Origin of the sequence: Bordetella muralis, assembly GCF_965139205.1 — a bacterium.
In the GTDB taxonomy this organism is placed as follows: Bacteria; Pseudomonadota; Gammaproteobacteria; order Burkholderiales; family Burkholderiaceae_B; genus Bordetella_A; species Bordetella_A muralis.
Window position 1 is genome coordinate 1 of record NZ_CBCSIU010000004.1, and the last position, 24,772, is coordinate 24,772.

The 24,772-nt window shown below is 60.7% G+C and carries 19 protein-coding genes and 1 pseudogene; 18 read left to right on the top strand and 2 right to left on the bottom strand.

Annotated elements, in window-relative coordinates; all coding sequences use genetic code 11:
• Nucleotides 1–134: 134 nt before the first annotated feature.
• Nucleotides 135–941: a TOBE domain-containing protein gene (locus ACNA0I_RS08440; protein ID WP_415805638.1), complete on the bottom strand. Its 807-nt coding sequence runs from the start codon at nucleotides 939–941 to the stop codon at nucleotides 135–137.
• 161 nt (nucleotides 942–1,102) lie between these two features.
• Here ACNA0I_RS08440 and ACNA0I_RS08445 point away from each other — a divergent pair, with 161 nt between their 5' ends.
• From ACNA0I_RS08445 to ACNA0I_RS08500, 12 genes and pseudogenes are all read left to right on the top strand, one after another.
• Entirely contained in the window at nucleotides 1,103–1,699 is a 597-nt protein-coding gene (locus tag ACNA0I_RS08445; protein ID WP_415805639.1) for a DUF4136 domain-containing protein, read from the top strand.
• Nucleotides 1,696–2,883, top strand: coding sequence for a DUF3734 domain-containing protein (locus ACNA0I_RS08450; RefSeq protein ID WP_415805640.1), 1,188 nt, complete (start codon nucleotides 1,696–1,698; stop codon nucleotides 2,881–2,883). Before ACNA0I_RS08445 ends, ACNA0I_RS08450 begins: the two co-directional genes overlap by 4 nt.
• 183 nt (nucleotides 2,884–3,066) lie before the next feature.
• Entirely contained in the window at nucleotides 3,067–4,287 is a 1,221-nt protein-coding gene (locus ACNA0I_RS08455; protein WP_415805641.1) for an efflux RND transporter periplasmic adaptor subunit, read from the top strand.
• A gap of 62 nt (nucleotides 4,288–4,349) precedes the next feature.
• Nucleotides 4,350–7,580, top strand: a complete 3,231-nt coding sequence (locus ACNA0I_RS08460) for a multidrug efflux RND transporter permease subunit (RefSeq protein ID WP_415805642.1) — start codon at nucleotides 4,350–4,352, stop codon at nucleotides 7,578–7,580.
• 44 nt (nucleotides 7,581–7,624) lie between these two features.
• Nucleotides 7,625–9,211 (top strand): efflux transporter outer membrane subunit, encoded by a 1,587-nt coding sequence (locus ACNA0I_RS08465; RefSeq protein WP_415805643.1) that lies wholly within the window; start codon nucleotides 7,625–7,627, stop codon nucleotides 9,209–9,211.
• A gap of 87 nt (nucleotides 9,212–9,298) precedes the next feature.
• Nucleotides 9,299–10,039, top strand: a complete 741-nt coding sequence (gene pdxJ, locus ACNA0I_RS08470) for a pyridoxine 5'-phosphate synthase (protein ID WP_415805644.1) — start codon at nucleotides 9,299–9,301, stop codon at nucleotides 10,037–10,039.
• Between the two features lie 10 nt (nucleotides 10,040–10,049).
• Nucleotides 10,050–10,487, top strand: a complete 438-nt coding sequence (gene acpS / locus ACNA0I_RS08475; protein WP_415805645.1) for a holo-ACP synthase — start codon at nucleotides 10,050–10,052, stop codon at nucleotides 10,485–10,487.
• A 45-nt stretch (nucleotides 10,488–10,532) separates the two neighbouring features.
• Nucleotides 10,533–11,588 carry a beta-N-acetylhexosaminidase gene (gene nagZ, locus ACNA0I_RS08480; protein ID WP_415805646.1) on the top strand — a complete coding sequence of 352 codons (1,056 nt, stop codon included), beginning with the start codon at nucleotides 10,533–10,535 and terminating at the stop codon, nucleotides 11,586–11,588.
• The coding region (gene uvrC / locus ACNA0I_RS08485; RefSeq protein ID WP_415805647.1) for an excinuclease ABC subunit UvrC at nucleotides 11,551–13,206 on the top strand (1,656 nt) is incomplete at its 3' end. The genes nagZ and uvrC, both read left to right, overlap by 38 nt.
• Nucleotide 13,207: 1 nt before the next feature.
• Nucleotides 13,208–13,380, top strand: a pseudogene (locus ACNA0I_RS08490) (helix-hairpin-helix domain-containing protein); the annotation flags it as partial.
• An 81-nt stretch (nucleotides 13,381–13,461) separates the two neighbouring features.
• Nucleotides 13,462–14,034, top strand: coding sequence for a CDP-diacylglycerol--glycerol-3-phosphate 3-phosphatidyltransferase (gene pgsA / locus ACNA0I_RS08495; RefSeq protein WP_415805648.1), 573 nt, complete (start codon nucleotides 13,462–13,464; stop codon nucleotides 14,032–14,034).
• A 145-nt stretch (nucleotides 14,035–14,179) separates the two neighbouring features.
• Nucleotides 14,180–15,466, top strand: coding sequence for an MFS transporter (locus ACNA0I_RS08500; RefSeq protein WP_415805649.1), 1,287 nt, complete (start codon nucleotides 14,180–14,182; stop codon nucleotides 15,464–15,466).
• Nucleotides 15,467–15,565: 99 nt separating this feature from the next.
• Here the strand turns inward: ACNA0I_RS08500 and ACNA0I_RS08505 are convergent, their stop codons facing one another.
• Complete coding sequence (locus ACNA0I_RS08505; protein ID WP_415805650.1) at nucleotides 15,566–16,489, bottom strand: LysR substrate-binding domain-containing protein; 924 nt, start codon at nucleotides 16,487–16,489, stop codon at nucleotides 15,566–15,568.
• 108 nt (nucleotides 16,490–16,597) lie between these two features.
• On the opposite strand from ACNA0I_RS08505, the gene ACNA0I_RS08510 reads away from it, so the two are divergent.
• The 6 genes from ACNA0I_RS08510 (at nucleotide 16,598) to ACNA0I_RS08535 (ending at nucleotide 24,549) form a co-directional block, all read left to right on the top strand.
• Complete coding sequence (locus ACNA0I_RS08510; protein WP_415805651.1) at nucleotides 16,598–17,185, top strand: cysteine dioxygenase family protein; 588 nt, start codon at nucleotides 16,598–16,600, stop codon at nucleotides 17,183–17,185.
• Between the two features lie 41 nt (nucleotides 17,186–17,226).
• Nucleotides 17,227–18,807, top strand: coding sequence for a rhodanese-like domain-containing protein (locus ACNA0I_RS08515; RefSeq protein ID WP_415805652.1), 1,581 nt, complete (start codon nucleotides 17,227–17,229; stop codon nucleotides 18,805–18,807).
• A gap of 41 nt (nucleotides 18,808–18,848) precedes the next feature.
• Nucleotides 18,849–20,063, top strand: coding sequence for a cystathionine beta-lyase (metC, locus tag ACNA0I_RS08520; RefSeq protein WP_415805653.1), 1,215 nt, complete (start codon nucleotides 18,849–18,851; stop codon nucleotides 20,061–20,063).
• Nucleotides 20,060–21,094 carry a M14 family metallopeptidase gene (locus ACNA0I_RS08525; protein WP_415805654.1) on the top strand — a complete coding sequence of 345 codons (1,035 nt, stop codon included), beginning with the start codon at nucleotides 20,060–20,062 and terminating at the stop codon, nucleotides 21,092–21,094. Before metC ends, ACNA0I_RS08525 begins: the two co-directional genes overlap by 4 nt.
• Before the next feature lie 63 nt (nucleotides 21,095–21,157).
• Nucleotides 21,158–22,153 carry a tripartite tricarboxylate transporter substrate binding protein gene (locus ACNA0I_RS08530; protein WP_415805655.1) on the top strand — a complete coding sequence of 332 codons (996 nt, stop codon included), beginning with the start codon at nucleotides 21,158–21,160 and terminating at the stop codon, nucleotides 22,151–22,153.
• Between the two features lie 59 nt (nucleotides 22,154–22,212).
• Nucleotides 22,213–24,549: a molybdopterin guanine dinucleotide-containing S/N-oxide reductase gene (locus ACNA0I_RS08535; protein ID WP_415805656.1), complete on the top strand. Its 2,337-nt coding sequence runs from the start codon at nucleotides 22,213–22,215 to the stop codon at nucleotides 24,547–24,549.
• Nucleotides 24,550–24,772 lie beyond the last annotated feature (223 nt).

Here is a 24,772-nt window from a genome sequence, read left to right on the forward strand (position 1 = left end):
GGCGACCAGACCGGACCAACGGGCCAGCACCGCCTTTACATGACGGCCCCCGGCGCCTAAAGAACTCAATTATCCGCAAGCAACCCATCCTCACCCGCAAACAAGCAACCCGCCGACCAACGCAACATCTCTAACTAAGCAACAACCCCCAATATCACATTAGACGCATCGAACACCGCCACCACCCGCACCCCCTGCGCCAATTCCAACGCCTGCGCACTATCCTGCGTAATGATGGCCGCCAGACTAACCGCATTGCCAATATCGACGATGATCTCGCTATTGACCGCACCCGGCCGAATGTCCGCCACCGTGCCCGCCAACTGGTTACGCGCCGAGAGGCGCAGTCCCTCGCCAGGCAGAGCGATCATGACAGAGGGGGCCTTGATGAGCGCGATGGCTTCGCTGCCGATGGCCAGGCCGAGATCGGCCGTGCTTTCGCGAGTGATGGTGGCAACGATGTCATGCCCGCCCGCGATACACAGCGTGACTTCGTCATTGACCGCGCCCGTCCGGATCGCGCTGACAGTGCCCAGGAGCTTGTTGCGCGCACTGGTCTTCAACATGATTCGCTTCATCAAATTCAGGTCATTCGGCGCGTCCAGATTCGTTTGAGCCAGATGCTCCATCACGCGCCGGTGTTCCGCCTCCAGGATCTGGAACGTTGCGATAAGCTGCTCGGCACGGGCCGTGAGTTGCGCGCCGCCGCCGCCTTTGCCTCCCGTTGCCCGCAGCACCAGCGCCTCGCCGGCGAGATTGTTCATGGCGTCGATCGCATCCCAGGCCCCTTTGTAGCTCATGCCGACCGCTCGCGCTGCTGCACTGATCGAGCCCGTGAGTCCGATTTGAGTCAGCAGGTCGATACGGCTTTTGCCACCCAATGTTTGGCTGCCGGCTCGTAGCCAGATGGATCCATCAAGCTCCAGCGGGGGTGATGTCATGGCGCAGTCAGAGAGTAGGGCAGTTGTCGGTGGGATAGGGACGTGGCAGCATAGGCGACGAAAGACACGATGTTGCCACAACTGAACGCGAATGAGATTCCATTGCAAGTTTACAAACTTCAAGGCATGATGTTCGCGCATTTACTGCGGAGAATGTCGTTATGAAACGCGTTGCGCTTGTCCCGGCCCTGGCTATGGTGGGATTGTTGGCCGCCTGCTCGTCCGGCCCCACGATCCGCAGTGATTATGATCACAGCGCGAACTTTGCCCAGTATCGCAGTTTTGGTTTCATGTCGCCGTTGGGCACCGACAAGGCAGGGTACAGCACGCTGCTGACTGAACGCTTGAAATCCGCCACCCGCAGCCAAATGGAAATGCGCGGCTACGTCTACGCCGAGCAGTCTCCCGACCTATTGATCAACTTCAATGCAAAATTGCAGCAGAAGACCCAGGTAACCCCTGCGGCGCCGATGGGCCCGTACTATGGTTATCGCGCGGGCTTCTACGGCGGTTGGCCGGGCTACGCCTGGGGCAATGACGTGTATCAGTACACCGAGGGTACGTTGAATATCGATCTAATCGATGCGCGCCGCAAGCAATTGGTCTGGGAGGGTGTCAGCGTTGGCGTCATCGACGACCAGGCGACTGCCTCTTCTGCACAGAATGTGGACGCCAATGTGGCGCAGATATTCCAACGCTATCCGTTCCGAGAGGGCAGCGGTACGCCGCAAATGCCTCAATCGACCAAGGCTCAATGAGTGTGACGCGATCCGATTCATGTGCGTGTCCGCCAGAGACTGACGGCTACGAGACCATCGCCTTGGTTTTACAAGGCGGTGGCGCGCTGGGCTCGTATCAGGCAGGGGTCTATCAGGGGCTGCACGAGGCCGGCATCCGTCCGAACTGGATAGCCGGGATTTCGATCGGCTCGATCAATGCCGCGATTATTGCGGGCTCGCCGCCCGATGAGCGTGTGGAACGTTTGCGCGGGTTTTGGGAAACCATTTGCCGGCCTACCGGGTTTGCTTCCTTGCCATGGGGCGAGGCCTGGGCCCGGTTGTTCCAGGGCGTTCCGTTTGGCTTTGGCTCACCCGCGATGAACGGTCAATTGGCGGCTTTCCATGCATTGACATCGGGTCAGCCGGGTTTTTTCAAGCTGCGCTATCCACCTCCCTATTTGATGCATAGCGGCCCGCAAGCAACCAGCTTCTATGACACCTCGCCGCTGGTGGAGACGCTCAATCGCTACGTGGATTTTGATTTGCTCAACCGCGGAGACGTGCGCGCCAGCTTTGGGGCCGTGAATGTGCGGACAGGCAATTTTGCGTATTTCGACAGCACGACGACGCGGTTGCGGGCCGAGCACATCATGGCGTCCGGGGCGTTGCCGCCCGGGTTCCCCGCGGTAGAGATCGACGGCGAGTACTACTGGGATGGCGGTGTGGTGTCGAATACGCCGCTGTCTCAAGTGTTGTCTGCGCATCCGATGCCGGACACGCTGGCTTTTCAGGTGGATCTCTGGCCCGCCCGAGGGGCATTGCCTACCAATCTCGAAGAAGTCGCGGAGCGTCAGAAGGATATTCAATACTCCAGCCGCACCCGTACGGTGACGAACATTTATCAACGCATCTTGAAATTGCGCCGCGGATTGCAGCGCGTGTTGGAACGTTTGCCCGAGGACGAGCGCTGCAGTGCGGAGCTGGCCGATATCCGCGAGTTGGCATGCACGCCAGCAGTGAATGTCGTCAATTTGATCTACGAAGCCAAACACTACGAACGCAATTCAAAGGACTATGAGTTTGGATCCGAGGCCATGCGCGAACACTGGCAAAGCGGTCTGACAGACATTCAACAAACGTTGGCCATGCCGAAAGTGCTGGACCGTCCTCCTGTGGATCAAGGCTTTGTGACGCATGACATACACCGTTCGGCCAAGCGCTGAGTTCGCCTGTCAACGAGGCATCACATTGACGGCGTATCGTAATATTACGAGGGATTTGATGCCAAATTCGGTAGTTTTAGGACAAAAATAAGGTTACATTAACGGGCTTGCCGGACCTGATTATTCCTGTTCGGTACTGCGTGTGCGGGTTCGCGCGCCTTGGCTCTACTCCGTGAGGAATTCATGCGTTTTTCGCACCATCGTGTCTCTGGATTCGGTGTCGTTGCGCTTGTTGCTTTGGCATTGGCAGGCTGCAAAGAACACCCTCAAATGAATCCCGGAATGCCGCAAGTCAGCGTCATTACGGTTCAACCTCAACCCGCATCAATCGTGTCCGACTTGCCGGGCCGTGTGGACGCTGTTCGCGATGCGGAAATCCGTGCACGGGTCACAGGCATCGTGCAAAAGATCGAGTTCGAGCAAGGCAGCGAAGTCAAAGAAGGGCAACTGCTCTTCAAGATCGATCCTGCTCCCTATAAGGCAACGCGCGATCAGGCGGCCGCCCAGCTCAAACAGTCGCAGGCCGATCTGTACAGCGCCAAAGCGCTCGCAGACCGCTATGCGCCGCTGGTCAAGGCCAATGCCGTCAGCAAACAGGAATACGACAACGCCGTGGCCAGCTATCGTCAGGCCGAGGCTGCTGTTGCGGCTGCCAAGGCCAACCTGGACGCGGCTGCGATCAATCTGGGGTACACGGATGTCACCTCGCCGATCACAGGAATCATCGGCAAGGCCCTGGTCACCGAAGGTGCATTGGTCGAAGGAACATCGGCTACGCAGATGGCCCTGGTCCAGCAGCTCGATCCGATCTACGTCGATTTCACGCAAAGCACCGCCGATCTGGCCCAGTTGCGCCAGGCGTTTGCCAGCGGCCAGATCGAGCGCATCGGCAAAGACGCCGCACGCGTGAGCGTCGTTCAGGAGGACGGCTCCGTCTACCAACATCCCGGCAAGCTTCTGTTTACCGGGATTACGGTGGACCCGACGACCGGACAGGTCAACCTGCGTGCCGAGGTGCCCAACCCGGACGGCCTCTTGCTGCCCGGCATGTACGTGCGTGTCCGTCTGGACCAAGGGACCAATCAGCAGGCGTTGATGGTGCCTCAGCAATCCCTGCAGCGTACGGCTGATGGTCTGCAGAGCTTGATGCTTGTGAAAGACAACAAGATAGAGCAGATCGCCGTAACGACTGGTGGGGTGATCAAGGGGCAATGGCTGGTGACCAGTGGCCTGAAAGCCGGCGACGTCGTGGTTGTCGAAGGCTTCCAGAAGATCCGCCCTGGCGCGCCAGCGCAGGCCTCCCCCTGGAATCCCGGTGGACCAAGCAAAGCCGCACCGCCCACGCAGGGCAAGCCCGAAGGCGCCGCGCCACCTGCGCAGCCCGCTTCGGAGCACAAATCCTAAAACGGTACGCGGCGCGATGCGCCGCGTGCCTGTTTTCGTGAGCACTTTCCGAGTTAGCCCACATGCCGCAATTTTTTATCGATCGACCAATTTTTGCCTGGGTAGTTGCCCTGTTCGTCTTGCTGGCGGGCATATTGGCCATTCCCAATATGCCGGTCGCGCAGTACCCCGACGTGGCGCCTCCTGCCATTACGATTACTGCTACCTATCCGGGAGCCTCGTCCAAAGAGGTCGCCGAGTCGGTGACCAGTATCATCGAGGATCAGCTCAACGGCGCCAAGGGACTGCTGTATTACGAGTCCGTCAGTGACAACAACGGCCAGTCCACGATCACCGCGACGTTCTCGCCGGGTACCGACCCCGACCTGGCGCAGGTGGACGTGCAAAACCGCGTGTCGAACGTCACGGCGCAATTGCCGACGGCGGTCACGCAGCAAGGCATCCAGTATGAGCAGACCAGTGCCGGCTTTCTGATGATCGTGACGCTGTCCTCGACCGACGGCTCGTTGGATCAGACGGCATTGGCCGACTACATCACGCGCAACATTCAGAACCCCGTATCGCGGGTGCCTGGGGTAGGACAGTTTCAGCTGTTCGCCGCACCGCGTGCCATGCGGGTCTGGATCGATCCGGACAAGCTTGTTGGCTATAACCTCAGCGCATTGGATGTCAATGCTGCCATCAGCCAGCAAAACGTGCTGATTTCGGCAGGCAGCCTGGGGGCGCCTCCCAATCCGGAAAGCCAGCGCTATACGGCAACCGTCGTGGTCAATGGCCAGCTTTCGACGGTCGAAGCATTCGGCAATATCGTGCTGCGCGCCAATACCGACGGTTCGTCAGTGCGTCTGCGTGACGTCGCCCGCATCGAGGTGGGCGCTGACAACTATCAGTTTGGTGCCCGCCTCAATGGCAAGCCCACGGCGGCCTTTGCCATCGTACTGTCTCCGGACGCCAACGCCCTGGCCACCGCGCAGGGCGTACGCGACCAGATGGAATCGTTGTCGCAGTATTTCCCGGGCAACATCAAATTCGACATCCCCTACGACACGGCGCCATACGTCCAGGTCTCGATCGAGCAGGTGATCCATACCCTGGTCGAAGCCATGGTGCTGGTGTTCCTGGTGATGTTCCTGTTCCTGCAGAACGTGCGCTATACCCTCATCCCGGCGCTGGTGGTGCCGGTGGCCATGATGGGGGCATTCGCGGTGATGCTGGGGTTGGGCTTTTCCATCAACGTGTTGACCATGTTCGCCATGGTGCTGGCCATCGGTATTCTGGTGGACGACGCCATTGTGGTGGTGGAAAACGTCGAGCGCATCATGGCCGCCGAAGGCTTGTCGCCTAAAGAAGCGACCAAGAAAGCCATGCCGCAGATCAGCGGCGCCATCGTCGGGATCACGCTGGTGCTGGTGACGGTGTTCCTCCCGTTGGCCTTCATGAGCGGTTCGGTGGGCGTGATCTACCGCCAGTTCTCCGTGGCGATGGCCGTGTCCATTTTCTTCTCGGCATTCCTGGCGCTGAGTTTTACGCCCGCGTTGTGCGCCACGATCCTCAAGCCTATCCCGAAGGGGCATCACGAGGAAAAGAAAGGCTTTTTCGGCTGGTTCAACCGCAAGTTCGACGCGACGACGCATAGTTACCAAAGCTGGGTAGCCCGGATTCTGCATCGTAGCGGCCGCATGATGCTGCTGTTCCTGCTGCTGGTGGTACTGCTGGGGTGGCTGTATTTCCGTCTGCCGTCCTCGTTCCTGCCCGAAGAAGACCAAGGCTACGTGGTCAGCAACATCGAGCTGCCGACGGGGGCCAGCGCCAATCGTACGGTCGATGTGCTCAAGCAGGTCGAAGACTATTTCATGCACCTGCCGGCCGTCGAAAACGTCATCACCGTTCAGGGCTACAGCTTTAACGGTAACGGGCTGAACGCTGCGATCGCCTTCTCGACGCTCAAAGATTTCTCCGAGCGCAAGGACCCCAAGGACTCGGCAGGTGCAATTGCGTTTGCAGCCTTCGAAAAGCAATTGATGGGCATTCACGATGCACAGGTGTTTACGCTGGTGCCGCCTGCCATTTCATCGTTGGGTAACGCGACGGGTTTCGACTTGCGCCTGCAAGACCGTGGCAACGCCGGTACGGCTGCGCTGGAGCAAGCGACGGGGCAGTTGATGGAAATGGCGTCCAAGAGCCCCATCCTGTCCCAAGTGCGTATCACTGGGCTGCAGCCCGGTCCGCAATTGACCTTGAAGATCGACCGTGACAAGGCCGCGGCCCAAGGGGTGGATTTCCAAGCCGCCGCTACGCTGATCGCGACTTCGCTGGGGTCGAGCTACATCGACAAATTCCCCAATATGGGGCGCATGCAGAACATCTGGGTGCAGGCCGAGGCCAGCCACCGTATGCAGGCGGACGAGATCCTCAAGATGAACGTCGCCAATAGCCAGGGCCAGATGGTGCCCCTGTCCTCGTTCGTGTCGTACGACTGGACACAAGGGCCGGTGCAGGTCGTGCGCTATAACAGCTACGAGTCCATGCGGATAGGCGGTGACGCCGCGCCGGGCTACACCACGGGTGAAGCCATGGCCGAAATGGAGCGCCTGGTGGGCCAACTGCCCTCGGGCTTCGGCTACGAATGGAACGGCTTGTCGTATCAGGAGCGCCAGGCAGGTAACCAGGCTCCCATCCTGATGGGGCTGGCGCTGCTGGTGGTGTTCCTGGTGCTGGCTGCGCTGTACGAGAGCTGGGCAATTCCCTTGTCGGTCATGCTGGTGGTGCCGTTGGGGATGCTGGGCGCGGTCGGGTTGGTGTCTCTGCTGGGCATGTCCAACGACGTGTACTTCCAGGTGGGGATGGTGACCGTGATCGGTCTGGCGGCCAAGAACGCCATTCTGATCGTGGAATTCGCCAAGGACCAGTACGCCCGCGGTATGGGTCTGTACGAGGCCACGGTCGAGGCGGCGCGTCTGCGTTTCCGCCCGATTCTGATGACCTCGCTGGCGTTCATCCTGGGCGTGGTTCCGCTGGCTTTGGCTAGTGGTGCGGGCGCTGCCAGCCAAAAGGCCGTGGGTATCGGTGTGTTGGGCGGCATGTTGGCGGCGACGCCTTTTGCCGTGATTTTCGTGCCCACGTTCTTTGTGGTGATGCTCAGCCTTTTCAAGACCAAGCCTCGTTTGCTGGGTAATGAGCTCAAGGCCTTCGAGGCCGAGCAGGCCGAAAAACGCGCTCGCGAAGCCGCCGAGGACTCGTCCGCCAACGGCACTACGGCTCGCCCGGCAGACGATCAGGAGAGCAAGCAATGAGTGCTCTGATGTCTAAACGAGATAAGTCATCTATGCGGCGCGACATGTTGCAGCCATCTTCGAAATATCAACGCGCCACGCTGTCGCTGTGCCTGGCCGCGCTGTTGGGCGGGTGCTCGCTGGCGCCCGATTATCATCGTCCCGAGTCTCCTGTTCCGGGAGATTGGCCGACGCAACCCAAAGTGCAATTCGGCTCGGCTGCCGGTCAGGTCACGTTGTCCGAACAGCCGGCCTCGGCCGTGGCGCCTGCGTCGACGGTGCCCGCGGCCGATATCGGTTGGCGCGAATTTTTCCGCGATCCGCGCCTGCAGGCCTTGATCGAGCTGGCGTTGGCCAATAACCGTGATCTGCGTGTCGCGGTCGAAAGCGTCGAAGAGGCGCGCGCCCAATACGGCGTGCAGCGCGGCGCGCAGTGGCCCAGCATCGGTGCCGGTATCGACGGCACGCGCCAACGCATGCCGCCCAATATGCGGGTGGGGGGTGAAGACTCGCCTTCGGTGACCAGCAGTTATCAGGCTGGCGTCGGGATGACGTCGTTCGAGATCGACTTGTTTGGCCGCTTGCGCAGTCTGTCAGACGCCGCCTATCAAACCTATCTTGCCAGCGAGCAATCGCAACGCAGCGTTCATATCACGCTGGTCGGCGCTGTGGCTCAAGCCTACTTCAACATGCGCGCGGCCGATGTCCAGCTGGATCTCACCCGCAAGACGCTGGCTGCCCGCCAAGAGTCCTACAACCTGGTCAAACGCCGTTTCGACGGCGGCGTGGCGTCAGAGATGGAGTTGAACCAGTCCAAGAGCCTGCTGGATTCGGCCTCGGCCGATCTGGCGCAATTGGCGCGGTTGCGCGCGCAGTCCGTCAACGCATTGACCGTGCTGGTCGGCGTGCCACTGCCGGACGACCTGCCAGCGCCAGCGGAGTTCGGCCGGGATCAGTTGCTGGCTACCGTGCCGGGTGGGCTACCCTCCGATTTGCTCGAGCGTCGTCCCGACATCATGGCGGCGGAGAACAACCTGAAATCGGCCAATGCCAACATCGGCGCAGCCCGGGCGGCGTTCTTCCCCACGATTTCCCTGACCGGGATGCTGGGGGTCGCGAGCCCTTCGTTGGGTACCTTGTTCCGCGGTGGGCAAGGGGCGTGGAGCTTCTCGCCATCCATCACGACGCCGATATTTGCCGGTGGCAGCATTCGCGAGGGATTGAACCTGGCCAACGCGCGTAACAACATTGCCGTGGCGCAGTACGAGCAGACCATCCAGCAGGCTTTCCAGGAGGTTTCCGATGCCTTGGCAGGCGAGGCGACCTATGGGGCTCAGGTCGAGTCGCTACGTTCCTTGCAGGACTCGACCGCGCGCACATTGGAGCTCTCCAATCTGCGTTATGTGAATGGCATCGACAGCTACTTGCAGGTGCAGTCTGCCCAGGTTGATTATTTCAACGCTCAGTTGAGTCTGGTCCAGGCCGGCCTGGCCGCGCTGAACAATCGCGTGGCACTGTACAAGGCCCTGGGCGGTGGCTGGTCGGAGATCACTCCTACGGCCAGCAACGCAAATGGGGCGTCAGGCGGCAATCCGGCGGATACGGGCGCTACCACGCCCGGTACATCGGCGACGCCACCATCCGGCTCCTGATCTGAGAGTTACACTTGAGGGCGGCATCCGATATCCTGATCTGCGGGATATCGGAGCCGCCCTTTTAGATTCATCCACGACAGCATCATGATAGAACTTGGCGTCAACATCGATCACGTGGCGACGCTGCGTCAGCAGCGCCACACGACTTATCCCGACCCGATCCAGGCCGCTTTGCGGGCGGAGGATGCCGGGGCCGATCTGATTACCCTGCATCTGCGCGAAGATCGCCGTCACATTCAGGATGCCGACGTGCACGCCATCCGCCCGCTGCTGCGCACCCGCATGAATCTGGAATGTGCGATCACGCCCGAAATGCTCGAGATCGCGTGCCAAGTTCGTCCCAGCGACGTGTGCCTGGTGCCCGAAAAACGCACCGAACTCACGACCGAGGGCGGTTTGGACGTCGCGGGCGCGTTGCCCGCCGTCACCAGCGCCGTGGCTCGTCTGCAGCAGGCAGGTATCCGCGTCTCTCTGTTTATTGATCCCGAACCGGCGCAGATCCAGGCGGCCGTTCAAGCCGGTGCTCCAGTCATCGAACTGCATACGGGAGCCTATGCCGAGGCAGAGGGTGATCAGGTGCGCCAGGAACTCGAGCGCGTGCGTGCGGGAGTGGCCGAGGGTCTGCGGCATGGATTGCGTGTCAATGCCGGCCATGGGTTGCACTATGGCAACGTGGCGCCTGTCGCGGCGATGGACGGTATTTCTGAACTCAATATCGGTCATGCCATTGTGGCGCAGGCTGTGTTCGACGGCTGGGACAAGGCCGTACGCGACATGAAGGCGCTCATGGTGCAGGCACGTTTGCAGGCCGTGCGCGGCCGCTGAGTCTTGTCTCATGTCTGACGCCCCCGCCCATTCACCGCCAGAGCCGGCCAGCAGTATTGCCGGCATCGGCATGGACTTGCTGCGCATTGATCGTATCGAGCGCGCGTTGGCGCGTCATGGGGATCGATTCGCCGAGAAAATCCTCGGTCCCGAGGAACTGCAGAAATTCCATGCCCGACGCGCCCGGGACGCTGCCCGTGGCGTGCGTTTTCTGGCTACGCGGTTTGCCGCCAAAGAGGCATTCTCCAAGGCGATCGGCCTGGGAATGCGCATGCCCATGACCTGGACGCGCGTACAAGTGCTCAACGCGCCCAGTGGCCGTCCGGTCCTGGTCATCGCGCCGAGCCTGCTGGAATGGTACACGCCGCGTTTCGGTGTGGCGCATGTCTCCATTACCGATGAATCCGATATGGCTGCCGCGTACGTCATCGTCGAGCGCAAGGTCTAGTGCCTGCCGGATTCCTCTTTTTCTCTCATCAAAGGACCAGACCGTATGGCCAAGAAACATAAAACCTTGTTGCCCCCCGGCCCCGTCATGGTGGATGTGGCAGGCACCACATTGACCAAAGCAGAGAAAGCACGCCTGCGCCACCCGCTGGTGGGTGGGGTGATCTTGTTTGCCCGAAATTTCGAGAGCCGCAAGCAGTTGTGCGAGCTGACACGCCAGATCCACGGCGCTCGCCACGAGCCGCTGATGATCGCAGTCGATCATGAAGGCGGCCGGGTGCAACGCTTTCGTGAAGACGGTTTCACTGTGTTGCCGGCCATGCGCGATTTGGGCGTGTTGTGGGACCGCGATCCCTTGACCGCCATGCGACTGGCTACCGAGGCGGGCTATGTGCTGGCAGCCGAGTTGCGCGCCTGTGGCGTGGATCTGAGCTTCACCCCGGTGCTGGACCTGGATTACGGCGTGAGCAAAGTCATCGGCACGCGCGCTTTTCACCGCGATCCTCGCGTGGTAGCCATGCTGGCGCGCGCGGTGGCTCAGGGCCTGGCACAGGCCGGGATGGCTGCGTGCGGCAAGCATTTCCCGGGACATGGTTTTGTAGGGGCGGATTCGCATCACGAGATGCCGGTCGACCCGCGCCCGCTGGAGCGTATCCTTAGTGAGGACGCCGCACCGTATGCTTGGCTGGGCGATGCCGTCATTCCGGCAGTCATGCCCGCACACGTGATTTATCCCAAGGTGGATAAACAGCCCGCGGGCTTTTCCCGCCGGTGGGTGCAAGACATTTTGCGTGAGCGCCTGGGCTACCAGGGGGTGGTGTTTTCCGACGACCTGACCATGGAGGGCGCCACGGTGGCGGGCGATATCCTCGCGCGCGCCCAAGCCGCCTTGGGCGCAGGCTGCGACATGGTGTTGGTGTGCAATCGCCCGGACCTGGCCGATGATCTGCTGTCCCGCCTGGACGTGACGCACTCACCCGAATCGGTCGAACGTATCCGCCGATTGATGCCCCGTTTTGCCGCTCCCTCCTGGAAGGCCCTGCAGGCCGAGACTCGCTACCAGCATGCCCGACGACTTCAATCTCAAATCGTTTCTGGCTGATCTGCCGCACCTGCCCGGCGTCTATCGACACTTGGACGCCGAGGGTGTGGTGATGTATGTGGGCAAGGCGCGTGATCTGAAAAAACGCGTCTCCTCATATTTCCAGAAAAATCTGGCCAGCCCGCGAATTGCCCAGATGGTTGCCAAGGTGGCGCGTGTCGAGGTCACGGTCACGCGTTCCGAGGCCGAAGCACTGCTCTTGGAGAACAATCTCATCAAGAGCCTGCGGCCGCGTTACAACATCCTGTTTCGCGATGACAAGTCGTACCCGTATCTGTGGATCACGGGGCACGAATGGCCGCGCGTGGCCTACTATCGCGGCGCGACGAACAAGCGCGGCCAATATTTTGGTCCGTTTCCCAACGCCTGGGCCGTGCGCGAGACCATTCAGATCCTGCAAAAGGTTTTTCGTCTGCGTACGTGCGAGGACACCGTCTTCGCCAACCGCTCGCGTCCTTGTCTGTTGCATCAAATCGGCCGCTGTTCGGCGCCCTGTGTCGATGCGATCTCGGCCGAGGACTATGCCAGCGATGTGAATCGCGCGGCGCGTTTTCTCAATGGCGAGGCGCGCGAGGTGATGGGCGAGATCGAACAGCGCATGCTGCAGGCATCGACCGAGCTGCGATTCGAAGAGGCTGCCGCTTTGCGCGACCAGATGGGATCACTGGCGCGTGTGCTGCATCAGCAAACCATGGAGGACGTGGGTGGTGAGGATACCGACGTCATCGTGGTTGCTTCTGCGGGCGGCAAGGTCTGTGTCAACCTGGCGATGGTGCGCGCCGGCCGGCATTTGGGCGACAAACCTTTCTTTCCCGTGCATGTCGACGGCCAGGAGGCGCCGCAGGTGCTCGAGGCTTTCATCGCGCAGCATTACACCGATAATCCCTTGCCTCCTGTGCTGGTCTGTTCGCATGCCTTGCCCGATAGCGGCTTGATGGCTCTGTTGGCAGAGCAGGCCCAAGTCCGCCCCGCTAGAGTACTGACGCGTCCTCAAGGTGTGCGCCGCGCCTGGCTGGAGCAGGCCGTTAAAAACGCCGAAATGGCCCTGGCCCGTGCGCTGACTGAATCCGGCGCGCGCGCTGCACGGACGCTGGCGCTTGCCGAGGTGCTGGACCTGGACACCGACGAGGCTGCGCTGGACGCATTGCGTATCGAGTGCTTCGATATCAGCCATACCGCTGGCGAGGCGACGCAGGCCTCCTGCGTCGTGTTCCTGCATCACGATATGCAGCCGTCTCAATATCGCCGCTACAACATCGCGGGGATCACGCCGGGCGACGACTATGCCGCCATGCGCCAGGTATTGACCCGGCGCTTTGGCAAGGTCGCCGATGGCGAGGCGCCAATGCCCGGGCTCGTCTTGATCGACGGTGGCAAGGGCCAGGTCGAGATTGCGCGCCAGGTCTTCGCCGAACTGGGGCTGGACATACAAACGCTGGTTGGCGTGGCCAAAGGCGAAGGGCGTAAGGTCGGGCTGGAAACGCTGGTGTTCGCCGACGGCCGTCCGCCGGTGGCATTAGGCGGGGAATCGGCCGCGCTGATGCTCATCGCCCAGGTCCGGGACGAGGCCCACCGTTTTGCGATCACGGGCATGCGGGCTCGGCGCGCCAAGGCGCGCNACGTCTCGCGTCTCGAGGAAATCGAGGGTGTGGGAGCGCGCCGCCGTCAGCGCCTGCTGGCCCGTTTTGGCGGGTTTTCGGGGGTGGCATCCGCCAGTATCGAGGACCTGGCCTCAGTGGACGGCATTTCGCACGATCTGGCTGAGCGTATCTACGAGGCCTTGCATGGATAAACTGCCTGCCGCTGGCTATTTCCCCACCCTGGCGCGTCCTGCCAAGAGTTTTTCACGCCGGTGATGTAGCATACGTTCATTATGCCAATCAATGTGCCGATTATCCTGACGTGGCTGCGTATCGCCATGATCCCGCTGGTAGTGGGGCTGTTTTATCTGCCCAGTAGCTGGATGGCTGAGCCTGCCCGCGACACCTTGGCCGCCTGGGCCTTTATCATTGCCGCCCTGACCGACTGGTTTGACGGTTGGCTGGCCCGCCGCTGGAACCAGACCTCGGCGTTTGGCGCATTTCTGGACCCCGTAGCGGACAAGCTCATGGTCTGCGCCGCGCTCATCGTCCTGCTCGATCTCGGCAGGGTAGACGCCTTTATTTCGCTAATCATCATCGGGCGCGAGATAACGATTTCGGCATTGCGGGAATGGATGGCCAAGATCGGCGCCAGCGCCAGCGTCGCCGTGCATCGCCTGGGCAAATTCAAGACCGCTGCGCAGATGGTCGCTATCCCGTGCCTGCTCTACGATCAACAGCTGTTCGGGATGTCCAGCCGGCTCCTGGGCGATATATTGATTGTGATTGCGGCCGTGTTGACGGTGTGGTCGATGTTCTATTACCTGCAACGCGCCTGGCCTGCCATTCGTGAAAAGTCTCAATAGACAAGCCAGGTTTTAAGGAGGGTTGAGATTCCGGCATCGCGGCGAATTCAATAACCCGATATCGCGGCTGAGATCTCGACAATGATATTTACGCAGTGGCGCTGCGCGAGCCGCGCCTTTTGCGTTGAGATGAGTTTTGCTTGCCATGCATTCCGCCGCAGATACCGTTACGCTGGATTCCCCTGATCTTCGCCGCCGCGATTGGCTGACGATCCTGTTGATCGGTGTCGTGCACGCCTCGTCGCATTTCTTTCAATTGGTGCTGCCCTCGCTGTATGTATCCTTGGGCACGGCGTTTGATCTGGATTTTGCTCGGCTCGGCCTGCTGGTCTCGACGTTTTATGTCGTTTCGGGCATAGGCCAGGCATCGTCCGGTTTTGTGGTGGATCGGATCGGCGCCAGACCTGTGCTGTGGTTCGGCCTGACGTGCTTTGTCTTGTCGGGCGTCTTGATCGGCTCGGCCAACGGTTACCTGATGCTATTGATAGCAGCGGTGCTCGGCGGCATCGGCAACTCGGTATTCCACCCCGCGGACTATTCCATCATCAACCATCGCGTCAGTCCGGCACGGTTGGGCCATGCTTTCAGCACGCATGGGTTGACGGGGAACCTGGGATGGGCGTTGACGCCGGTTTTCATCACCTCGATCACCCTATTGGCCGACTGGCGGGTGGCGGCGTTCAGCGCAGCGGGCCTGGTGGCTGTGGTGTTGCTGCTGGCGATCGTGGGACGCGACCTGTTGGGGGGGCAGACTTCTGCATCCGACACGGTTCAGGCCAAAGCAACGGCGAGCACGCCTGCCCCTCAAGAAAGTGTATTGACGACCTTGATGACTTTGCTGGCCAAGCCCGCATTGTGGGGCGCCTTTCTGTTTTTCGCCTTCACGTCGATTGCACTGTCGTCGGTTCAGAACTACACGATTCCGCTCTTGGGTGAGTTGTATGACTTGTCCAAAGTCGTCGCCAGCTCGGCGTTGTCCGGGTATATGGTGGCGTCGGCTCTCGGGATGGCAGCGGGAGGTTTTCTCGTGTCTGCCAACCCGCGCACCGAGTTGACCGTCACCGTGGCGCTGATCCTGGCTGGCGTTACCTTGGTCGTCCTCGCCCTGGGAATGGTGCCTCCTGGCTGGGCGGCATTAGTCGTTGGTCTGGCCGGCTTCTGTTCCGGCGTCGCTGCCCCATCGCGAGATATGCTGATCCGGCGCGTTACGCCAAAGGGCGCGACGGGCTCCGTGTATGGCCTGGTCTACTCGGGCATGGATGTGGGGTCGGCGCTGGGCCCACTGGGATTCGGCCTGCTGCTGGATGCCGGGATGAGTCACGGCCCCTGGATCGGGGCGGGCATCGCATTTGCCGTAGCAGCCTTGCTGGCACAGTGGATCGCCGTGCAGGCGCGCAAGGCGAGCGCGCCGTTGGCGGCCGCGGCACGTTAAGGGGGAGTCAGGGCTTGGTCTCTCCGAGCAGGCCTGGCGGTTCGAGAGGGTTACAGAGAGCGGTACATCTGATTCAGGCAAAGGCTCCCACCAGCCTGATCAGACTGCAAAGCGGACATGATTTCCGCTGCCGAGCACATCCCCCGGGCGATTCTCTCGATCGGCGCTGCGCAGCAGCCGCATATTGCTCTTGAGCATGTCAAAGACCCGTCGCGTCAGCGGCCGCACGACGTTATTACGCACGAATAAGTAATACTCAACGTCGGGCAGGCGCGGCATGCCGTCGTTTTCTCCCAGCACACGGAAATCCGTTCCGATCAGCTCGATACCTCGCGCGGTCACGCCAAGCCCGGCACGCAGGGCTGCTTTGATTCCTATCAGGCTCGATGAGGTATAGCTGGGCGACCAACGAATGCCGGCGTCGTCCAGCGCCTCCTGGGCCAGGCGTCGGAACAGGCTGGGGCCGTCGGCCAGGACAAGCGGGATAGGTTTGCTGGTATCCAGCACATAGCTGGACGAGCAGACCCACACCGTGGGAGAAGTGCGTAATACGACGCCCTCCAGCGTGGGGTCATGACGATTGGAAATCGTCATGTCGATCTCGCCGCGGTGCAGAGATTCCATCAAAAACGGGCTGCGCCCCACGTGGATATCGATTTGCAGCAGCGGCGAATGACGAGCGATTTGCGCGAGCAACGGAGGAAGCATGTTGTCGGCCACATCGTGGGGCGCACCAATGCGCAGCACGCCCTCCAGGCTGCCTTGCTGCAGGTTGCGCAAGGCTTCGTCATTGACCGATAGCAGGTGCCGCGCGTAGTCCAGCAGCCGCTCGCCGTGCGGGGTCAGACGCTTTTGCCGCCCGCGCCGCTCAAAAATTGCGCGGCCGAGCTGGCTTTCGAGTCGCTGCATCTGTTGCGACACGGCGGACTGCGTTCGGCCCAGATGAATGGCCGCCGCAGCAAAGCCGCCCTGTTCCTGGATGACGGTCAGCGTTCTCAGTGTGTCGAGGTCTAGCGTCTGCATATATCAGTTTTACTAATCGATTTCGACTCGATTCTAGATTGTTTCGCCCTCCGCCTGCGCCTATATTTTCAATCAACATAGTTTGGAAACTTTTCAAAGGGTGAAAGCATGAGCGTATCGGCAGAGCGTACCCAGGCGGTACAGAGCGCCATTGAGCAAGTCAAGCAGATCGCAGAAGCGGGCGAACTCAGTCGAGCTGGCCTCGACGCCATCCTGGTGCAACTGAATCGATTAGCCGCACGCAGGGAATTGTGGAGTGAACAGGCGTTTGCTGCACCGCAAGATGGCGAGTTGCAGGCGCGCTATCTGATTTCCGAAGAACCTGACCAGAGTTATGCCCTGTACCTCAATGTCATGCGGCCGGGTAAACGCATCGTGCCGCACAACCATACGACCTGGGCTTGTATCAGCGCCGTCGAGGGCGTCGAGCTCAATCGGGTCTATGAGCGCCTGGACGATGGCAGCGTGCCGGGCCGTGCCCAGTTGCGAGAGTCTGGCCAGGTCATGGTCGAGCCTGGAACGGGAATCGCGTTGATGCCCGAGGACATTCATTCGGTGGAGATTCTGCCGGGGCAGGTCATCCGTCATTTGCATCTGTACGGACGTGCGTTGGAAACGTTGACCCAGCGGACGGGCTATGACCTGGAAAACGGGACGTGCGAAACGATGTCGATCGGCGTACAGACGCGCCGCTGATCACAGCTGGTTTTCATTCATTCATCTTTTCGTTGCGGAACATGCATTTAATTAACGCGCAAACCCTGAAGTCCTGGTTGCATGACGGCGCTGAGATTGCGCTTTTTGATGTACGAGAGCATGGGCAATATGGTGAGTCTCACTTGTTCTATGGCATCACATTGCCGTACAGCCGATTGGAACTGGACGTGCAGCGCCTGGCGCCGCGCAAACAAGTGCGCACGGTGGTCTACGATGATGATGGACACGGCGTAGCCCAGGCTGCGGCGCAACGACTGACCGAACTGGGTTATTCCAACGTGCACATCCTCGACGGAGGAACAGCGGCTTGGCAAGCCGCGGGCTATATCTTGTTTGCCGGCGTGAACGTGCCATCCAAGGCCTTTGGCGAGTTGGTCGAGCAGATCTACGAGACGCCGCATGTGACTGCCACCGAGTTGAATGCCATGTTGCAGTCGGGCGAGGATGTTGTCGTACTGGACGGCCGGCCGTATGCGGAATATCGCAAGATGTCGATCCCGACCGCGACGAGTTGTCCGAACGGTGAGTTGGCCTATCGCGTGCAGCGTATCGTGCCGAACGCCAGAACGCATATCGTGATCAATTGTGCCGGCCGCACGCGCAGCATCATCGGCGCGCAGACCTTGATCAACCTGGGTCTACCCAACCGCGTGTCCGCGTTGCAAAGCGGTACGCAGGGCTGGATGTTGGACGATCTGGTTCTGGACCATGGCGCGAGCCGGCGTTATGGCGAGCCGAGCGATGATCTGCCGGCTATCAGACGGTCCGTCCAGGAACTGGCGAAACGTTATGAGGTGCCGACCGTTGATACGTCGACCGTACAGCGCTGGGATGAGGATGCGCAGCGATCGCTTTTCTTGTGCGATGTCCGCACGCCCGAAGAGTACGCAGCCGGCACCTTGCCTGGTGCTGTGCACACGCCTGGCGGTCAACTGATCCAGGCCACTGATCAGTACATCGGTGTACGTCGCGCACGATTGGTTTTGTTTGACGATGATGGCGTGCGAGCACCGGTTGTCGCCAGTTGGCTGCGCCAGTTGGGACACGATGTGTATGTATTGGACGGTGGACTGGCGAGCGGTTTGACATTGGCAGCGCCTGCTTCACCCGGCATGCCTCAACCCTCGTTGATCGACGCGGCAACGCTAGCAGAACAATTGCGTCAGCCTGCACCTCCCATGGTCATCGATGTGGGCGCCAGCATGCGTTTTCGCCAGGCGCACATTCCCGGATCGCGTTGGTCGATACGGCCGCGTCTTGTGACCGATCTGCAAGGCATCGACGCGCCTGTCGTGCTGGTGGCCGACGAACCTGGTGTTGCTGCCTGCGCAGCGACAGAGCTGGATGGGCTCGGCATGTCGGTAAACGTGTTAGCGGGCGGATTGCAGGCCTGGGTCGACGCGGGCTTGCCCGTACAGTCCAGCCCGCAGTCACCCGCGGATGGCGAGTGCATTGATTACTTGTTCTTTGTCCATGACCGGCACAGCGGCAACAAGGCTGCGGCACGCCAGTATCTGGAATGGGAAATCAACCTCATCGCGCAACTCGATGAATTCGAGAAGGCCGAGTTTCGCTTGCCATCGTTTCAGGCCGATGCCTGATCCATATCTGTCTTCATCTCGCTACGCACAGGAAAGACATCATGTCGCAACGGCAATTACAGACACGCATGGTGCACACGGGAAAAACGCCCGTTTATGAAGGAGGATCACCCGTCAACCCTCCCGTGGTGCGTGCCAGCACCGTCGTGTTTGACAATGTCGCTCAGCAGCGGGACATGCGTGCGCGACGCTCGGGGGAACGTGTATTCACCTATGGTGCGCGAGGCAATCCGACGGGCTTCGCGCTGGAAGACGCGGTGAGCGAACTCGAGGGCGCTTATCGCACCAAGCTGTTTCCCACCGGTCTTGCCGCCATCGCGATGACGCTGCTCGCGTATCTCAAGCCCGGAGACCATCTATTGATGTCGGACGCAGTGTATGAGCCTGCGCGTAAATTGGCCGAATCTTTTTTGGCGCCTTACCAGATCCGTTGCACGTTCTTTGCGGCTGACGGCTCGGATGTCGAGGACAAAATCGAACCGGCAACGCGCATGATTTATGCTGAATGTCCCGGCTCATTGGTCTACGAGATGTGTGACTTGCCGAGGCTGGCCGATATTGCGCATCGTCATGATGCGCTGCTGGTTTGCGACAACACGTGGGGCTCGGGCTGTCAGTATCGCCCTCTGGCATTGGGCGCTGATGTATCTGTCATGGCGGCGACCAAGTATCTCAGCGGCCATTCCGACGTGATGATGGGGACGGTCGCGACCACCGAGGCAGCATGGCCCGCGTTGTCGGCGCGTAGTGATGCATTCGGCATGACGGTGAGTCCCGACGATGCCTATCTGGTCTTGCGTGGCATTCGCAGCCTGGCCGCGCGCCTGGCCATGCACGAGCAACATGCATTGCGGGTGGCGAGCTATCTGCAAAGCTGTCCTGAGGTCCGCTCGGTGTTTTGTCCGGCATTGCCCGAACACCCGGGACATGACATCTGGAAACGCGATTGCACGGGCACGAACGGCCTGCTGTCGTTCGAGTTTCAGCCGCTGGTGACACGCGCCGCCGCAGATCAATGGATCGATAGTCTGGAACTGTTCGGGCTGGGCGCCTCATGGGGCGGCTACGAAAGCCTGGTGACGTCCGCGGATTTGCCCAGCGCGCGCAGCGTGACCGATTGGTCAGGGCACGGTTGCATTGTGCGTCTGCATATCGGTCTGGAAAGCCCTGACGATTTGATTGCGGACCTCGGGCAAGCGTTTGACACCTTCAATCGCGAGCGATCCACCTACGGAATTTCAAGGAGCAAAGCGTGAGCAGCATTGGTCAGTGGTTGGCAAATAGCGAAGGCGGCGCACGCCGCAGTGGCAAGTTGCGGGTCGGGTCCATGGCTTCCGGCGTAGAGGTATCTCTGCCTTATATCGCCGTGCGAGGCGCGCGTCCAGGACGCACGTTGTGGCTGCATGGGCAGGTGCATGGTGACGAAATCAACGGCATGGTAGCGGCATTGCGCTTTGCCAACAGCCTGGACCCATCGGCCATGTCGGGCAATCTCGTCGTGACGCCCACGGGCAATCCCCAGGCGCTGGACGCACGCCGCAAACGCAATCCGTACGATGAGCTGGATCTGGATCAAACGTATCCAGGCAAGGCCGACGGCATGATTACCGAACGAGTTGCACACGTGCTGATGCAGGAAATATGTGGTGTAGCAGACGTTCTGATCAATCTGCACACGATGAATCCGCTGTTCGATTCGCGTCCCTACGCCGTGTACAAAACGCCGCCTAACGACCAGGTCAAAGAAGACGACCTGCTCGCAGCGATGGCGCCGTTCTTTCCTACATTGGCCTGCCGTCAAGATGTCAGCGGCAAGGGCGAGCTGCCCGGCAACATTGCCGGTGCGCTGGATTATCAGTGCCTGAACGCCGGAATCTGTGCCTTCATGCTGGAATTGGGGGCGGGCAATCGCTATCAGCCTGACAATATCGAACGCGCCGAGGTCGGTTTTCGTACGCTTGCACGCAGCATGGGGATTCTGCCCGGCGCACCGGCACCAGCAGATTCTGCACCGTCGTTGAGGTTGGTGTCGCAGCGCGGCTGGATCACGGCAGACGAAGGCGGCCTCTTTGTCCCGCGTTTCTGCGCGGGCGACCGCGTATCCCGAGGGGAATCCCTGGGCGATGTCATCGCGCTCGATGGCACCGTGACACCGGTGGCGCCCATGCCACGCGAAGGCATCCTGATCGGCTTGCGATCGGATCCTGTCGTGCACACTGGCGAGCGTCTCGCATTTGTAGCCTGGGAGTGGCGAGAGGGGACAACACCCGTCCCATCCTGGCACTGACAGGTGCAAGTCAGGCGCGATCCACGACATTGCGCCAGTTCTATATATCAAGGGGAATTTCCAATGAATAGCCTGGTGACTATCACTGGCCGCATGATGCTGGCCGCAACCATCGTATCAACCGCATTTGCTGCTGTTGCTCCTAGCGTGCAGGCAGCGGGTTTTCCGGCCGAAGGCCGTCCTGTACGCATCGTTGTCGGGTTTCCGCCCGGCGGCGGGGCGGATGTGCTGGCGCGCTCTGTGGCGCCGGGGCTGGCGGCTAAATTGTCGGCCAACGTGATCGTAGAAAATCGTCCCGGCGCAGGGGGCCTGACGGCAACCGAGTATGTCGCCAAGTCCGCGCCGGATGGCTATACCTTGTACATCGCCACGCCGGGTTCGTTCACCATCTGGCCGAACATGCGTAAATTGAATTACGACCCCAGCAAGGATTTTGCGCCGATCAGCACATTGGTGACGATGCCGAATCTGCTCGTGGTCTCGCCCAATACGCCTTATAAAACCGTTCAGGACCTGATCGACGCGGCAAAAAAAACGGATGCGCAAATCAATTATGCCTCGGGTGGTGTGGCAACCATTGGGCAGATCGCCGGCGAGCAGTTCAAGATGATGGCGGGTCTGAAGATGATGCACGTGCCGTACAAGGGCACGACGCCTGCCTTGACTGATGTGATGGCGGGGTTGGTGCCGTTGACCTTCTGCGACCCCACAGCCAAGGGGATGATCGACTCGGGCAAACTGCGCCTGCTGGCCGTCACGACATCGAAACGCTCGCCGCTATTTCCCCAAACGCCGACGATGGCCGAGGCGGGTGTCCCGGGTTACGATCTGATGAATTGGTACGGTATTGTGGCTCCCGCGGGCACACCGGCGCCGATCATCAAGCAGCTCAACGAGGCATTGGTCGAGGTCATGGCTCAATCCGACGTCCGTGATCGGCTTGCTGCCGGGGGCATGGAGGCGACTTCGAGCACGCCCGACGGGTTTGGCCAGTTGATGGCAACGGAGCGCGCAAAATGGGGAAAATTGGTTCAACAAGCTGACATGCGTGCAGAATAGATGCGCTGCAAAGCCAGTCCGATGGGCTGGCTTGTCTTTCTTTTCAGGTACATCGCGTCATGGCGTCTGCTCCTCGTTCCCGTTCTTTCGTTGCTCATGGTGCTGGCGAAGGCTCACATAGTTCTCACTGGGGAACCTTTTATGCGAGCTTCGATGGCCGTCATGTCAAGGTGCGTCCGCATCCGGACGATCCGGATCCTAGTCCGCTGATCAATAACTTCACCAACGCATTGCGTCATCCGGCCAGAGTCACGGCGCCCATGGTGCGGCGGGGATGGTTGACGCGAGGACCAGGTGCGGATCGTGCACGCGGCAACGACACATTCGTGCAGGTGTCGTGGGACGAGGCGTTGGATCTGGTCGCACGCGAGTTGCAACGCCAGCGCGACGTGTATGGGTTGGAAAGTATTTTTGGGGGCTCGTACGGTTGGTCCAGCGCCGGGCGGTTCCATCATGCACAAAGCCAAGTGCATCGATTCCTGAATACGGCGCTGGGCGGTTATGTCCGTTCCGTCAATAACTATAGTGCCGGTGCATCGGCGGTCATCATGCCGCACGTATTGGGGCCGCTGGATGCTGTCGCCCGCCGCAATGTGACGTGGGAGCAGATCGTCGAGCATACCGAGGTCGTGTTGGCATTCGGCGGCATGGCTGTACGCAATACCCAGGTGGCCAGCGGCGGGATCAGTCGCCACATTGAACGCGAGGCGATGGGCCGCGCTGCACGCCGCGGCTGCCGTTTTATTTGCGTCAGTCCATTGCGTGAGGATTTGCCCGAGGAGGCGCAGGCCCGTTGGCTCCCTGTGCGGCCGGGAACGGATACGGCGTTGATGCTGGGGCTGTTGCACGTATTGGTTCGCGAGGATCTGCATGATCGCGAGTTTCTCGCGCGTTATTGCGACGGTTGGGAAAATTTTGAGGCATATCTATCGGGGCAGATCGATGGTCAGCCCAAGGATGCCGCCTGGGCCGCACGCGTGACGGGTCTCGTCGAGACCGACATCATTGCGTTGGCCCGCTCGCTGGCATCCAAGCGGGTGCTGGTGGTGGTGTCTCATTCCCTGCAGCGTGCCGAGCATGGTGAGCAACCCGTCTGGCTAGGGGTGGTGTTGGCTGCGGCGCTGGGTCAGCTGGGCGTGCCAGGAGGGGGATACAACTACGCTCTGGGTACGCTGGCGCATTACGGCAAGCGCAACAATGCCGTACCGATTGCAGCGTTCCCCCAGGGGCGTAATAGCGTAGACGCCTATATCCCGGTGGCGCGTATTGCCGATATGCTGCTTCATCCCGGCGAGACGTTCGACTACAACGGTCAGCGTTTGAGATATCCCCATGTGCGCCTGGCGTATTGGGCCGGCGGGAACCCATTTCATCATCACCAGGATCTGACGCGTCTGCGCGAGGCGTTCCGCACGCTCGACACGTTCATCGTGCACGAATGCGTCTGGACCGCGACGGCTCGGCATGCCGATATTGTCTTGCCCTGCACGATGACGCTGGAACGCGAGGATATTGGCGCTACACCCACGGATCCGTTGATGGTGGCGATGCACCGTATCGCACCGCCGGTGGGGCAGGCTCGGGATGATTACGAGATTTTTGCCGATCTGGCAGAACGGCTCGGGCGGCGCGAGGCTTTTACAGAAGGACGCAGCAGCCGTGAGTGGCTGCGCCATATCTATGAAACGACGCGTGCCGCATTGGCCGAACGCGGCGAGGATGCTCCGGATTTTGATGCCTTCTGGCAGCGCGGTGAGTTGGTTTTGCCGCAGTCGCCGGATGATGGTGGAATGCTGCGTGCGTTTCGCGAGGATCCGGATCGGCATCCTCTGCCTACGCCTAGCGGCAAGGTCCAGATCAGCTCGCCGATCGTGGCGTCGTTTGGTTACCGTGACTGCCCTGGATATCCGGCCTGGATCGAGCCTACGGACGCTCCTGATAATGAGCATCCGCTTTATCTGGTGGCGAACCAGCCCGCGACCCGATTGCATAGCCAATTGGATTTTGGCCTGCATAGCGCATCATCCAAGCGCCATGGCCGCGAAGTGTGCCGAGTGCATCCGACTGACGCCCAGAGCCGCCTGATCGCTGACGGCGATATCGTGCGTTTGTTTAACGCGCGTGGCGCTTGTTTGGCGGCCGCGTATGTCACCGATAGCATCATGCCGGGGGTGGTGCAATTGCCGACGGGAGCGTGGTTCGATCCGCTGGATCCGGCGGCCGAGCGCCCGATGTGTGTGCACGGCAATCCCAATATGCTGACGCGAGACGTCGGCACGTCTTCATTGGCGCAAGGGTGCACGGGGCAACTGACGGCTGTGCAACTCGAGCGCTACGATGGGCCGGTGCCGCCGATACGGGCGTATGAACCGCCAGAGCTGGAGGTGTATCCATGATGCGTGGATTTCGTCAGTGGTTTCGGTGTGGAGGGAGTTTGTGTGCTTATGGACGTCGAGCCGAGGCAATCGGGCCGTGAGGGCTTCACAAAGCCGGTCCGGCGCGCGGGCGCCGGACACCGTGTTCGCTCACCTCGTCCGCGCCTTCGCGCTCCCTACGGTGTCCGCTCCACTCGGCTTTGAGGCGCCCTCCCGGCCCGATTGCCTCGGCTCGACTCGCAGT